This is a genomic window from Microbacterium sp. B19 (assembly GCF_000333395.1).
In the GTDB taxonomy this organism is placed as follows: domain Bacteria; phylum Actinomycetota; class Actinomycetes; order Actinomycetales; family Microbacteriaceae; genus Microbacterium.
Genome location: NZ_BADA01000170.1, coordinates 1 through 12,957 on the forward strand (window position 1 = coordinate 1; position 12,957 = coordinate 12,957).

At 71.0% G+C, this 12,957-nt stretch carries 11 protein-coding genes and 1 pseudogene; 5 read left to right on the forward strand and 7 right to left on the reverse strand.

Translation table 11 applies throughout. The features are described 5' to 3' along the window. From I5G_RS06620 to I5G_RS06630, 3 genes are all read right to left on the reverse strand, one after another. Positions 1 to 235: TetR/AcrR family transcriptional regulator (locus tag I5G_RS06620; RefSeq protein ID WP_022878356.1), on the reverse strand; the 235-nt coding region annotated here is incomplete at its 3' end. Between the two features lie 82 nt (positions 236 to 317). Next, positions 318 to 1,916 carry a glucoamylase family protein gene (locus I5G_RS06625; protein WP_022878357.1) on the reverse strand — a complete coding sequence of 533 codons (1,599 nt, stop codon included), beginning with the start codon at positions 1,914 to 1,916 and terminating at the stop codon, positions 318 to 320. A gap of 207 nt (positions 1,917 to 2,123) precedes the next feature. After that, the gene (locus tag I5G_RS06630; protein ID WP_036326770.1) at positions 2,124 to 3,599 is read right to left on the reverse strand and encodes a helix-turn-helix transcriptional regulator; all 1,476 of its coding nucleotides are present in this window, start codon (positions 3,597 to 3,599) and stop codon (positions 2,124 to 2,126) included. Between the two features lie 127 nt (positions 3,600 to 3,726). Here I5G_RS06630 and aceA point away from each other — a divergent pair, with 127 nt between their 5' ends. Next, the gene (gene aceA / locus I5G_RS06635) at positions 3,727 to 5,043 is read left to right on the forward strand and encodes an isocitrate lyase (RefSeq protein ID WP_026095706.1); all 1,317 of its coding nucleotides are present in this window, start codon (positions 3,727 to 3,729) and stop codon (positions 5,041 to 5,043) included. Positions 5,044 to 5,164: 121 nt separating this feature from the next. Further along, complete coding sequence (gene aceB, locus I5G_RS06640) at positions 5,165 to 6,823, forward strand: malate synthase A (protein WP_022878360.1); 1,659 nt, start codon at positions 5,165 to 5,167, stop codon at positions 6,821 to 6,823. A 57-nt stretch (positions 6,824 to 6,880) separates the two neighbouring features. Here the strand turns inward: aceB and I5G_RS06645 are convergent, their stop codons facing one another. After that, positions 6,881 to 7,672 carry a DeoR/GlpR family DNA-binding transcription regulator gene (locus I5G_RS06645; protein WP_022878361.1) on the reverse strand — a complete coding sequence of 264 codons (792 nt, stop codon included), beginning with the start codon at positions 7,670 to 7,672 and terminating at the stop codon, positions 6,881 to 6,883. Between the two features lie 76 nt (positions 7,673 to 7,748). Between I5G_RS06645 and I5G_RS06650 the strand changes: the two genes are divergently transcribed. From I5G_RS06650 to I5G_RS21085, 3 genes are read left to right on the forward strand one after another with little or no spacing between them, the layout of a single operon-like run. Continuing rightward, positions 7,749 to 8,402: a bifunctional 4-hydroxy-2-oxoglutarate aldolase/2-dehydro-3-deoxy-phosphogluconate aldolase gene (locus tag I5G_RS06650; RefSeq protein ID WP_022878362.1), complete on the forward strand. Its 654-nt coding sequence runs from the start codon at positions 7,749 to 7,751 to the stop codon at positions 8,400 to 8,402. Between the two features lie 53 nt (positions 8,403 to 8,455). After that, on the forward strand, positions 8,456 to 9,748 hold the full coding sequence (locus I5G_RS06655) for an MFS transporter (protein WP_022878363.1): 1,293 nt from the start codon (positions 8,456 to 8,458) through the stop codon (positions 9,746 to 9,748). Positions 9,749 to 9,797: 49 nt separating this feature from the next. Next, entirely contained in the window at positions 9,798 to 10,376 is a 579-nt protein-coding gene (locus tag I5G_RS21085) for an AAA family ATPase (protein WP_022878364.1), read from the forward strand. A gap of 18 nt (positions 10,377 to 10,394) precedes the next feature. On the opposite strand, the gene I5G_RS06665 is transcribed toward I5G_RS21085, so the two are convergent. The 3 genes and pseudogenes from I5G_RS06665 to I5G_RS06675 all read right to left on the reverse strand — a co-directional run. Continuing rightward, on the reverse strand, positions 10,395 to 11,744 hold the full coding sequence (locus tag I5G_RS06665) for an AMP-binding protein (RefSeq protein ID WP_022878365.1): 1,350 nt from the start codon (positions 11,742 to 11,744) through the stop codon (positions 10,395 to 10,397). After that, the gene (locus tag I5G_RS06670; RefSeq protein ID WP_022878366.1) at positions 11,737 to 12,345 is read right to left on the reverse strand and encodes a hypothetical protein; all 609 of its coding nucleotides are present in this window, start codon (positions 12,343 to 12,345) and stop codon (positions 11,737 to 11,739) included. Before I5G_RS06670 ends, I5G_RS06665 begins: the two co-directional genes overlap by 8 nt. Next, a pseudogene (locus I5G_RS06675) lies at positions 12,338 to 12,957 on the reverse strand (VWA domain-containing protein); the annotation flags it as partial. The gene I5G_RS06670 and the pseudogene I5G_RS06675, both read right to left, overlap by 8 nt.

A 12,957-nucleotide genomic window follows, 5' to 3' on the forward strand; every position in this document is an offset into this window, starting at 1 on the left:
CTCCCGCGGCGGCGCGCACATGCTCGTCCCGCTGGCGCAGCACCTCGGCGAAGAGCTCCTCCTTGGACGCGAAATGGTGCAGCAGCCCCGCGGGGGTGAGCCCCACCCGCTTCGCGACCTCACGCAGCGAACCGCTCGTCACCCCGGACCGCCCGAAGACGAGCACCGCTTCGTCGACGATCCGTTGGCGTCGCTGCTGGCCCTTCGGATAGCTGCCGCGCGTGGCGCGTGGCATCCCTTCGTCCGTCATCCGTTCCCTCCCGCGTGCACCGATGCCCGGTCCCGCGAGGGTACCGGGCATCGGTCGGGCAGAACGGTCAGTGGCGGCGCGTGCCCCACGACGAGCCGAACACCTGCTGCTCCATCGCCGGGCGCAGTCGCTGTTCCATCTCGTCGTCGACGAAGTAGTCCTTGAGGGTGTCGCCGGTCAGGGCATTGCCGATCGCGGCCATGATCATGGACTGATCGAGCGACAGGTACCGCTTCGCGACGGTGTCGCTCTTGACCGCGACGGCGTCGTAGAAGCCGCCGGGGCCGTAGGCGCCGAGCTTCTTCTCGATGCCACGGAGGTTCTTCAGCACGCCCGGGCGGTCGTACGGCAGGGCGAGGAAGGCCGCGTGCGGGGTCACGACGCCGTCGCCGAAGGTCGGGTCGGGGTTGGTCCCGGTGGTGCAGCCGGGACGGTCGATGTCGACGTCGGTCTTCTCGGCATCCGAGGTGTATCCATCCGAGCGGATGCCGGCGATGTCGACGCCGTACTCGCTGTAGCCGCCGAACGGGTTGCTGGCGGGCGAGAAGCCCCAGTAGCCGTAGCCCGCCTCCTCGAGGCCGTGACGCTTCTGGATCTGCACCGTGATCGGGTGGTTCAGCGCCCAGGACCGGGGCCCCCACTGCGTCTCGGGGACGAGGAGGTCGGGCATGAGCGACTCGAACATGCTGCCTCCCCAGCTCGGCACGAACGACATCCCGTCGTAGGAGTAGACGCCTTCGTACACGTCGACGCCGTCGTACGAGCGCGTTTCGCCGGTGGGCAGTTGCTCCTGCCACGCCCAGTCGCACCCGGCGGGCATGGTGCGGTGCGTGCCGTAGAGCGCGGTCGCCGGGATGCCACCCTGCGCGATGCCGAGGTAGGTGGCGATGCGGCTCTCGCTCACGGTCGTGTCGTAGTGGTGGCACGTGTAGAACGCCTGCTCGCCGCTGCCGTTGTACATGGGAGCCTCGACGGCGCACCCGTCTCCGGGCGGCTCCTCCCAGAAGCCACCGCGGTTGGTTCCGGCGGGGAGTCCGGGGGCGCCGGCGGCGTCGAAGAACGCCGAGAAATCCATCGACTCGTACAACGCGTCGGCGCGGTCGGCGAGCGTGGGCTCGGCCTCGCGCACGATCCTCAGGGCGGCGGCGAGCCAGCCGTTGTCGACGGTACTGAGGAACGGGTGGATGACATCGCCCGACGTCGGGGAGATCTCCAGCTTCGCGCCGGTCGCGGGCGAGTACCAGTTGTAGTACATGCCGCTGCCGTCGTTGCGCTCCATGTGCTCGAGGGTCGAGACGGTCGCGGTCAGTCGCTCGCGGGCCTCGTCGGCGCCGATGATGCCGAGGTCGCGCGCGGTCACGGTCGACCACAGATAGCCGCCGATGTTCGTCGGAGAGGTGTATCCGGATGCCGTGGTGGCATCCAGGTCTCCCCCGATGTTGTCGTCGGGGAGTCCGGTGTCGGCGTGCGCCATCGCGACCATCGATGTCCAGGTGTCCTGGGCGTAGCGGAGCAGTTCGCGCGCGCCGGGGCCGCTCCCGACGCCGACCGGTGCCTCGGCGTGCGGCGGCGGTCCGGGCGGGGCGGCGGCCGCGGGCGCGGCGGCGACGAGACCGCCCACGACGAGTCCCACGATCGCGGTGGATGCCAAGCGGGTGTGCTTCATGACGTGCTCTCCTCATCGAAAGCGCTCCGGGGGGACGGAGCTCGGTTCCAGAAACCTTACAGATGTGAGGTTTTTTCGCAACCGCCGTCGCCTCCAGCACGCCCGCGCACGCCGAGCGCTCACGATCGAGCCGAGCGCCCACGCAATGGGCGACCGAAACGTGGGCGCTCGACCGGATCGTGCGATCTCGATGCGCGACACCGGCCCTCACTTCGGGGCGTGGGCCTCCAGGAACTCGTACACCTCGGTCGTGTCGACGCCGGGGAACGCCCCCGTCGGCAGCGTCGCGAGCAGCGTGCGCGGCGTGCGGACGTTGGGCCAGGCGTTGTCGCGCCACGACGCCTCGAGGTCGGCGGGCGGACGGCGGCAGCACACCTCGACCGCGTGCCGAGAGACACCGCGGTTGGGGGTGTCACGCCCGCGGAACCACTTCGTGTCGTCGAACCGCACGCCCACGCTCACCGAATGCGCGCCCTCGCTCGACTGCTCGACGCGGGCGGTGCACCAGTACGTGCCGTTGCCGGTGTCGGTGTACTGGTAGTAGGGGTTGAAGCGGTCGTCCTCGTCGAAGACGACGCGGCTCGTCCAGCGGCGGCAGCACATCTGCCCCTCGATCGACCCCAACCGATCCGTCGGGAAATTCACGTCGTCGTTCTCATACGCCTTCGTGATCGTCCCCGACTCGTGCACCTTCAGGAAGTGCACCGGGATGCCGAGATGCACCGTCGCGAGATTCGTGAAACGGTGCGCGGCCGTCTCGTACGACACCGAGTACGTGTCCCGGAGGTCCTCGATGCTGAGGATGCGGCGGGCCTTGGCCTCCGTGAGCGCGGCCACCGCGTGCGCCTCGGGGATGAGGAGGGCACCGGTGAGGTAGTTCGTCTCAACGCGCTGGCGGAGGAACTCGCCGTAGCTCTTGGGCTCGGTGTGCCCGAGCATGCGGCTCGACAGGGCCTGCAGCACCGACGCCCGAGGGTCGCCCTTCGCCACCCGCGTCGACAGGTAGAGCCGGCCGTTCTTCACGTCGGCGATGCTGCGCGTGGTCTGCGGCAGGTCGGGCACGTAGTGCAGCGAGAAGCCCAGGTACGCGGCGATGTCGCTCGCGGCGCGCTGCGTGAGCGGACCGTCCGGGTGGTCGACGGCAGCGCGGATCTCGGATGCCGTGCGCTCGAGCTCCGGGAAGTGGTTGTCCTGCGTGCGCATGAGGCGGCGGAGCGCGACGTTCGCCCGGCGCGCCTCCTCGGGGGTGGCGGACCGCTCGTCGCGGAGGCGCTCGATCTCGGCCTGCAGCGCGAGCATCGCGGCGAGCGCCTCATCGGGCACGGTCTTTCCGACGCGGAACGGCGTGATGCCGAGGGCCTGGAACGTCGACCCGCGCATGGCGCGCTCGACGGCGACCTCGAGGGAGGCGCGCGCGTCGAGGGGCTCGGCATCCAGGAGCGCGTCCAGACCCGTGCCGAGCGCGCGGGCGATCGCCTGCAGGAGCGTGAGCTTCGCCTCGCGGCGCCCGGTCTCGATCATCGACATCTGGCTGGGCGCGCGACCGACCGCGGCGGCGAGTTCGTCGAGCGTCATACCGCGCGCCGTGCGCAGCTGCCGGATGCGTTTGCCGATCGTGAGCGTGTCCACGCCCTCATCGTCGGATGCCGCAGCAGGGGCGGTGAGGGAGACTCCGGTGTCCATGTCGGGATGATCTCACCAAAACGGAAGAACGGCCAAACTTCACAGCAGGTTTCTTGGTTGGAGCGGTGATTCTTCGCCGACAGTGGTCTCCACGGGCACCGATGCCCGGCACCCGAAGGAGGACGACATGACGATCCAGGCCACCCCCGCCCAGCCGCCCCTGCGCCCCGGCGACCAGACCGAGACCGCCGATGAGATCCGCGCCGCGTGGGAGAACGACCCGCGGTGGGACGGCATCGAGCGCACCTACACGGCCGAGGACGTCGTCCGGCTCCGCGGCAGCGTCCGCGAGGAGTCCACGCTCGCCCGCCGCGGTGCGGAGAACCTCTGGAACCTCCTCCACACCGAGGAATACATCCGGGCCCTCGGTGCCTACACCGGTGGTCAGGCCGTGCAGCAGGTGCGCGCGGGACTCAAGGCCATCTACCTCTCCGGCTGGCAGGTCGCCGCGGACGGCAACCTCGCGGGCCAGACCTACCCCGACCAGAGCCTGTACCCGGCGAACTCCGTGCCCGCCGTGGTCCGCCGCATCAACAACGCGCTGCTCCGGCAGGACCAGATCGAGCGCGCCGAGGGCGAGATCACGCAGGACTGGCTCGCGCCGATCGTCGCCGACGCGGAGGCCGGCTTCGGCGGCCCGCTCAACGCCTACGAACTGGCCCAGTCGCTCATCCAGGCGGGGGCCGCCGGCATCCACTGGGAGGACCAGCTCGCGAGCGAGAAGAAGTGCGGCCACCTCGGCGGCAAGGTGCTCGTGCCGACGCAGCAGCACATCCGGACCCTCAACGCCGCCCGGCTCGCGGCCGACGTCGCGGGCGTTCCCACCGTGATCATCGCGCGCACTGACGCCCTCGCCGCCGACCTGCTCACGAGCGACGTCGACCCCCGCGACGCGGAGTTCCTCACCGGCGAGCGCACCAGCGAAGGGTTCTACCGGGTGCGTCCGGGACTGGATGCCGTCATCTCACGCGGCCTCGCGTTCGCCCCGTACGCCGACCTGATCTGGGTCGAGACGGGAGAACCCGACATCGAGCTCGCCCGCGCCTTCGCCGAGGCGATCCACGCCCGCTACCCGGGCAAGCTCCTCGCCTACAACTGCTCGCCGAGCTTCAACTGGAAGCGTCACCTCGACGACGCGCAGATCGCCACGTTCCAGGCCGACCTGGCCGCCATGGGCTACGCGTTCCAGTTCATCACCCTCGCGGGCTTCCACGCCGTGAACCACTCGATGTTCGACCTCGCCCGCGGCTACGCCGAACGCGCCATGAGCGCGTACGTCGAGCTGCAGGAGGCCGAGTTCGCCGCCGAAGCGAACGGGTACACCGCGACGCGCCACCAGCGCGAAGCGGGCACCGGATACTTCGACGTCGTCTCGACCGCGCTCAACCCCGACAGCGCCACGCTCGCCCTCGCCGGCTCCACCGAGACCGCGCAGTTCCACTGACATCCCCTTTTCCAAAGTCCAAGACACGCCGTATCTGCCGTACCGCATGCGGCGTGTCTTGGACACTCGGCCTCCGATGGCGCCACGCGCCGCCCGCCGACTCAGGACGAAAGCCACGATCATGACCCTCATCGAACCCCCGCCCACCACCGACCGACGCGGCCCCGAGGCCGCGGCATCCACCCCCTCCCCGCACCTGCGGATCGAGCGTCCGCTCGAGGGCCGCGACCGGGAGATCCTCACCCCCGCCGCGCTCGCCTTCCTCACCGAGCTGCACGACCGCTTCGGCCGTCGCCGTCACGACCGCCTCGCCGCGCGGCTGCGCGGACGCTTCGAGATCGGCAACGGCGACGACCCGCACTTCCGGTCCGAGACGGCGCACATCCGCGAAGACCCGTCATGGCGTGTGGCCGGCGCCGGTCCCGGCCTCGAGGACCGCCGCGTCGAGATCACGGGTCCGACCGACCCGAAGATGACGATCAACGCGCTGAACTCCGGCGCGCGAGTGTGGCTGGCCGACCAGGAGGATGCCACCTCCCCCACGTGGCGCAACGTCATCGGCGGCCAGCTCTCGCTGTTCGACGCGATCCGCGGGCAGCTGAGCTACACCAGCCCCGAGGGCAAGGAGTACCGCGTCACCGCCGAGCGCACGCCCACGATCGTGATGCGCCCCCGCGGCTGGCACCTGCCCGAGAAGCACATCACCGTCATCGATCGCGCGGGCCGCGAGCTGCCGGCATCCGGTTCTCTCGTGGACTACGGGCTGTACGTCTTCCACAACGCGCACGCGCTCATCGCGGCGGGGCGCGGGCCGTACTTCTACCTGCCGAAGATCGAGTCCGCCGACGAGGCGCGACTGTGGGACGACGTGTTCTCGTTCACCGAAGAGCGCCTCGGCCTCCCGCACGGCACGATCCGTGCCACGGTGCTCATCGAGACGCTCCCCGCGGCCTTCGAGATGGAGGAGATCCTCTTCGCCCTCCGCGACCACTGCGCGGGTCTCAACGCCGGCCGCTGGGACTACATCTTCTCGATCATCAAGACCTACCGCGGGCGCGGGGCGCGATTCGTGCTCCCCGACCGGAGCGAGGTCACGATGACCGTGCCGTTCATGCGGGCCTACACCGAACTGCTCGTGCGCACGTGCCACAAGCGCGGCGCGTACGCGATCGGCGGCATGAGCGCCTTCATCCCCAACCGCCGCAAGCCCGAGGTGACCGAGGCCGCGTTCGAGAAGGTCGCCGCCGACAAGCGACGCGAGGCCGGTGACGGCTTCGACGGCACGTGGGTGGCCCACCCCGACCTGATCCCGGTGGCCCGCGCGGAGTTCGACGCCGTGCTCGGCGACCGCGAGAACCAGATCGACCGGCTGCGCGAGGACGTCGAGGTGCGCCCCGAGCAGCTGCTCGACCTGCGGATCGGTCTCCCGATCACCGCCGGCGGAGTGCGCGGGAACGTCTCGGTGGCGATCCGCTACATCGAGGCGTGGCTGCGCGGCCTCGGGGCCGTCGCGATCGACGACCTCATGGAGGACGCCGCGACCGCCGAGATCTCCCGCTCGCAGATCTGGCAGTGGATCCACCAGGACCGCTCCACCGCCGACGGCACGCGCATCACGCGCGAGTACGTCGAGGGGCTGCTCGGCGACGTGCTCGCCGAGGCGACCCGCTTCGAGGGCGACCGTTTCGACGACGCCGCCGAGGTGTTCCGCGAGGTGGCGCTGCGCGAGGAGTTCCCCGCGTTCCTCACTCTGCCGGCGTACGCGAAGTACGTCGACTGACCCACCGACACGAAGGGCCGGGGCCGTGGCGCCCCGGCCCTTCGTTCGTGTCCGGACTCAGTCGTCGGCGGTCCACAGCTCGACGCCCAGTTCTGCGATCGCGTCCGCGACGCCGTCGGGGAGGCCGCGGTCGCTCACGATCACGTCGAGCGCATCGAGCGGGACGACTCGGAACCGCTCTGCCGTGCCGTACTTCGTGCTGTCCGCGACGAGCGCGCACGACCCGCTGGCATCCATCACCGCGCGCTTGAGTACGACCTTGTCGAGTTCGGGCGTGGTGAGGCCGTGCGCGACGTCCCACGTGCCGGTGCTGAGAAGAGCGAGGTCGAGGGTCATCGCCGCCACGGTCGCGGCCGCGAGCGCTCCGCTGGACGAGCCGCTCGCGGCATCCACGACCCCTCCCGTGTGGATGACCTCGATCGACGGGTGCGCGAAGAGCGAGGACACCGTGAAGAAGTCGTTGGTGACGACCGTCAGCCCCCGACGCGAAGTCAGGTGCGGCACGATCGCCTGACACGTCGTGCCCGCGTCGATGAACAGCGTCATCCCATCGCTGACGAGGTCGGCGGCGCGCCGGGCCACCGCCTCCTTCCGCGGGAGCTCGAGCACCGCGCGTGACCCGCGTTCGCGGGGAGGCTCGACGCCGACGCGTTCGCGCAACCGCACCCCGCCCTGGACGGCGTCGACCAGGCCCTCCTCCTCGAGGACGGCGATGTCGCGGCGCACCGTCATGTGGGAGACACCGAGCAGCGACGCGAGATGGCGGATGCTGAGCGCACCCGAGCCTCGCAGCAGTCGCATGAGTTCGCGCTGGCGTTGTTCGGGAATGAGAGGCGGTGACGTGGTCATCGGTTCGAGCCTACGGGTGTGCGGGACTGAGACGCCATGTTCTATTCTGTGAACTTACGTGATACTGTGTGCCACGATGTTAAAGAAGCATGAAGTCCTCTCGGCCGTCGTCGACACCGGCGTCGTCCTCATCGTTCGCCTCGACGACCCCGAGGAGGCGCTCGCCGTGTCGCGCGCCGCCGTCGCCGGCGGCATCCGCGCCCTCGAGATCACCCTCTCCGTGCCGCGGGCGCTCGAGGTGGTCCGCACGCTCGCCGACGAGTTCGCCGGCGAACCCGTGGCGGTCGGAGTGGGGACCGTGCTGGATGCCGAGATGGCCGTGGCATCCGTCCAGGCGGGCGCACGCATGCTCGTCAGCCCGAACCTCAACCCCGACATGATCCGGGCCGCCAACCGCTACCAGGCGCTCACGATCAGTGGCGCGTTCACACCGTCCGAGATCGTGGCGACGATGGAGGCCGGAGCCGACATCGTCAAGCTCTTCCCCACCGAGATCGCCGGACCCGACTACCTGCGCACGGTCATGGCGCCCCTCGCGCAGGCCCCGATCCTGCCCGCCGGCGGCGCCACGCGCGAGAACGTCGGCCGCTGGTTCGACGCCGGAGCCCTCGCCGTCGGCGTGGGAAGCGCGATCACCAAGGCCGCGCGCACGACCGGCGACATGACCGATGTCACCCGAGCAGCGGCGGACTTCCTCGCCGCCGTGGCGAGCGCCCGCACGCCGCACTGACCCCCGCGGCGGACCATGACGTCCGCCGTCACCCGAACACGAAGGAGTGGACCATGAGCGAGACGACGGTGGAAGCACCGGTGCTCACACGCGATGAGAAGAAGACGGTCAGGATCCGCTGGTTCCTGGTGGGCTTCCTCATTCTCGGCGGGGTGGTGAACTACCTCGACAGATCGACGCTGAGCGTGGCGAACACCACGATCGCGGGCGAGTTCGGTCTCGACCCGCTCGCGATGGGCCTGCTCCTCTCGGCATTCTCGTGGCCCTACGCCATCGCCAATCTCCCGGCCGGCTACCTCGTGGACCGGTTCGGTCCGAAGAAGATGTTCGCCTTCGCTGCCGGCGCGTGGTCGCTCGTGTCGATCGTGACCGCCGCCGCGAACTCGTTCGGCCTGCTGTACGCCTGCCGCGTCGCCCTCGGCATCGCCGAGTCGCCGTTCTTCACCTCTGCGCTGAAGGTCAACGAGCGCTGGTTCAACAAGTCCGAGCGCGCGCTCCCGGTCTCGCTCGTCAACACGGGTTCGCAGATCGCCAACGCGATCGCCCCACCCCTCCTGACGTTCCTCCTCCTCACCATGAGCTGGCGAGGGATGTTCATCATCGTCGGCGCCTTCGGCATCGTCGTCGCCCTCGTCTGGCTGCGCATCTACCGCGACCCGACGCTCAAGGAGCAGGCGCTCATCAAGGGCGCCGAGGCCGAGGCGCGCGTGGCGGCGACGGCCGAGAAGGTGGGCTGGGGCCGGCTCCTGCGGCAGGCCAACACCTGGTTCATGGTGATCGGCGCGTTCGGCATCTTCTACACGGTCTGGGTGTACCTCACGTGGCTCCCCAGCTACCTCCAGACCGCCCGCGGCTTCAGCCTGTCCCAGAGCGGATGGCTCGCGTCGCTCCCCTTCCTGTGCGGCATCGTCGGCGTGATCTTCGGCGGATGGCTTTCCAACCGCCTCGTCCGCCGGGGCCTGAACACCGTCCGCGCCCGCAAGATCCCGATCGTGGGTGGGGCGATCCTCGCGGCCGCCGCCGTGCTCCCGGTCGCGTACGTCGACAGCACGCCGCTCGCCGTCGTCCTGCTCTCCCTCGGCTACTTCGCCTCGCAGGTGCCGATCGGCTGCCTCTGGACCCTCGCCTCCGACGTCGCCCCGTCGAACCAGGTCGCGTCGCTCGGCGCCATCCAGAACTTCGGTGGCTTCATCGGAGCGGCCGTGGCCCCCGTCGTCACCGGCGCGATCCTCGCCTCCACGGGAGGCAACTACACGACGGTGTTCCTCATCGGCGGAATCCTGCTGCTGGTCGGAGCCCTCTCGTACGGCCTGTTCGTCAAGGACCGCTCGATCGCGGCATCCTGATCATCGAGGGGAGGGCGTTCCACGCGTCCTCCCCTCCCCGGGAGCACTCATGACCGCACGACTCTTCTTCGTGATCGGACCCGCCGGCAGCGGCAAGTCCACGGTGAGCACGATGATCGCCCGCCGCATCCGCGCCGCCTACCTCGACAAGGACTCCGTCGCCACCGCCTTCACGGAGGCGCTCCTCGAAGCCGCCGGCAGCGACAAGAACGAACGCGACAACAACCCGTACTACCAGGACGTCGTGATGGGCCTGGAGTACGCGACGCTGCTGCGACTCGCCGGGGACAACCTGCGCCTGGGCAACGACGTCGTCCTCGACGCCCCGTTCGTGCGCTATTTCCCCGAAGCGGACTACCTCGAACGGGCCGCCGCCGCGCACGCGTGGCCGACCGACCTGACGATCGTGGTGGTGCACGTCACCGTCGACGGCGGCCTCGTGCGCGAGCGGGTCGGCTCGCGCGGCTACGGCCGCGACGCGTGGAAGCTTGCTCACTGGGACGAGTTCTGGGCGACGGCGCAGGCGGCCGACTGCCGCTGGCGCGGCGCCCACCACGTCCTGTTCGACAACAGCGCCGCCGGCACCGACCGGGCCGCCGTGGACGAGGCCCTCGCCGCATTCGTATGAGTCCGGTGCCGCGGTGGATCAGGACGCCGCGGACCGGAAGCGGCGCGGCTTGCCCTCCCCCAGTTCGACGAGACGCTCGACCCGCTCGAGCTTCAGCGGCTGACCGAGCGTCGCCGTGAGCGTATGGGCGATCGCCTCGGCATCCCCTCCGGCGATCCGCACGGCGAGGCTCCCGTCGGAGCCCTGCTCCACCGTCCATCCCAGGGCCCCGTGGCTCTGCAGCTGCTGCGTCAGGTCGACCGAGGGCACGCGTGTGCCGGACGCCGCGACGAAATCGACGTGCTCGCGCCCCTCGAGGTCGGCGATCCCGACCCCGCCATCGGGCAGCGTGACGAGCCGCCCGACGTCGCCCGTCCGGTAGCGGACGAGCGGAAGGAGCGGGTTCTCGCCCGCGGTGACCGTGATCTCGCCGCGCTCGCCCTCCGGTACCGGCCGCCCGGCGGGATCGAGCACCTCGACGAGCACGCGCCGGTCGAGGACGTGGAAGGGCCCGTCGTCGGTGCGCGCGGCGATCGGACGCGTCTCGTGCAGGCCGTACACGTCGATCACCGGGCACGCGAACGCGGCCTCCAACGCGGCGCGGAGCGGAGCCGACAGCTCCATCGCGCCGGAGAAGAGCGCGAGCGGCCGGACGACATCCCGCAGGTCGTCGTCGAGCAGCTCGGCGAGGCTCGTGGGGTTCCCCGAGATCACCTGCGGATCGGCATCGCGGAGGAACGTCCGCCGGTGGGACGCCTCCCGCCACGCCCCGGCATCCAGATTCACGCGGGCCATCGCGCGCTGCGCGAAGCCGCTCACGATCGAGACGTACGTGAACGCCTGTCTCTGCTGCAGCACCCACATGAGCGCGAGGCGTTCGCCGTCCGGATGCCACTCGGCCCCGGCCTCGCGCGCGAGACGCACCAGCGAGTGGAAACCCCGCGCGACCTCCTCGACGTCGTCCGGGATCACCAGCGCCGCCCCGGTCGACCCCGAACTCGTGCCGTGCAGCATCCGATCCAGGTCGGCGTCCAGGGGCACGAAGGCCGAGACGTCGGCGACGAGATCGGCGCGCGAGACGGTCGGGAAGTCGGACAGGGATGCCAGGCTCCCCCGGCCGCGATAGAACGGCAGTCGCCGCGCGGTGTCGAGGTGCGCCTCGAGCCAGCCGTCGAGCGGGAGGGGGTCGCGCGTGCGGGCCACGGCGGCGGCGTCGAGCCGGTCGCCCGTCGCGTGCACCCACCGCGGGGCGGCGGGATGTGTCCGCCACCGCTCGAGACGCCGTGCGCCGGCGGCATCCAGGGTCGGCCAGCGTTCCGCGTCGGTGAGGACCGCCGACGACCCTGGTGCGTACTCGCCGAGCGCGAGCGGGTCGTCCGGGTCACTCACTGGAGTACCTCGCCGAGGCCTCGCGCGACCGCGCCTCGGCGAGGCGGCGCGCGATCTCCTCGCGGTGCCGGTGGGCGGCGTACGCGTCGGCGAGCGCCGCGCTCCGGCGGAGGGAGTCGCGCGCGTCGAGCAGGGCCCGCGCGGTCTCGGCGTCCTCCCCGGCGGGGAGGAACCCCGCCCAGAGGAGGAAGGTGCGGGCCGCTTCCTCGCGGCGTTCAGCGTCGGAGAGCCAGTCGAGCGGGTCGGTGACCGCGGCCAGGCGAAGCGCGAGGGCGTCGACGGCGCGGAGAGCGATGCCCGTGGACAGGGGCGGGTCGAACGGGGCGACGAGGTCCTCGCTCGCGAGCACCCACAGCCCGATGGCCGCGGCGAGACGCACGCGCGGATCCTCGGCGTGGGCGACCGCGGCCGGTGCGCGCCCGGCGACGTCTCCCGCGAGCGCGGCCACCGACACGCCCTCGTCGAGGAACGGCCGCGGCACGCTCGACAGCCGGGCGCCGATCTCGTCGACCGAGGGACCGGGGCGCGCGGCCGCCCACGCGGCATCCTCGGTCGGGGCGAGCGCCGCCCAGGCCCGCAGCAGGTCGTCGGACTCAGCCACCCAGCACCTCCGCCAGTCGCGCGCAGACCGCCGGGGCGTCGTCCATGCGCTCGATGTAGAGCACGTCGTAGCCGGCCGCGCGGGCGAGCTCCGCGACCCGGTGCTGCCCGTCGAGCACGACGAGCGTCGCCGTCGTGAGGGTCGTGCGCACGCGCGCCGCGACGTCGGCGCGGTCGGGATCGCCGTCGCCGAAGAGCGACGTGAGCCCGTCGTCCGAGAGCACGACGAGGTGGCGGCGGTCGGTGGCATCCGGGGTCGACAGCCCCGCGTAGCGACGCTCCAGGAGGTCGAGGGGGAAGGTGGTCCCGCCGCGGTAGGAGAAGGCCAGCTCGGTGACGACGCGCGTGGGGTCGCGGGTGAAGTCCTCGGCCCCCGCGACCTGCCCGGGACCGGAGAAGCTCGTCACCCGCACGCGGCCTCCGCCGCGGAGCACCGACAGCGCGAGGATCGTGCCCGCGAGCACGGCGGGCGAGCCATACCGCGGGCTCGGCATCGATCCGGAGCTGTCGATGTACAGGTCGACCGCGAGTCCCGTGCGCACCGGCGGCGGATCGTCGACGAGGAAGGAGCGGCGCCGTGTCGTGACGCCCGGCACGACGACCCCCGCCGCCT

Bases quoted from the DNA above. Each gene is read 5' to 3' on its own strand.
- I5G_RS06625 (WP_022878357.1), bottom strand. From the start codon at position 1,916: ATGAAGCACACCCGCTTGGCATCCACCGCGATCGTGGGACTCGTCGTG.
- I5G_RS06630 (WP_036326770.1), bottom strand. From the start codon at position 3,599: ATGGACACCGGAGTCTCCCTCACCGCCCCTGCTGCGGCATCCGACGAT.
- aceA (WP_026095706.1), top strand. From the start codon at position 3,727: ATGACGATCCAGGCCACCCCCGCCCAGCCGCCCCTGCGCCCCGGCGAC.
- aceB (WP_022878360.1), top strand. From the start codon at position 5,165: ATGACCCTCATCGAACCCCCGCCCACCACCGACCGACGCGGCCCCGAG.
- I5G_RS06645 (WP_022878361.1), bottom strand. From the start codon at position 7,672: ATGACCACGTCACCGCCTCTCATTCCCGAACAACGCCAGCGCGAACTC.
- I5G_RS06650 (WP_022878362.1), top strand. From the start codon at position 7,749: ATGTTAAAGAAGCATGAAGTCCTCTCGGCCGTCGTCGACACCGGCGTC.
- I5G_RS06655 (WP_022878363.1), top strand. From the start codon at position 8,456: ATGAGCGAGACGACGGTGGAAGCACCGGTGCTCACACGCGATGAGAAG.
- I5G_RS21085 (WP_022878364.1), top strand. From the start codon at position 9,798: ATGACCGCACGACTCTTCTTCGTGATCGGACCCGCCGGCAGCGGCAAG.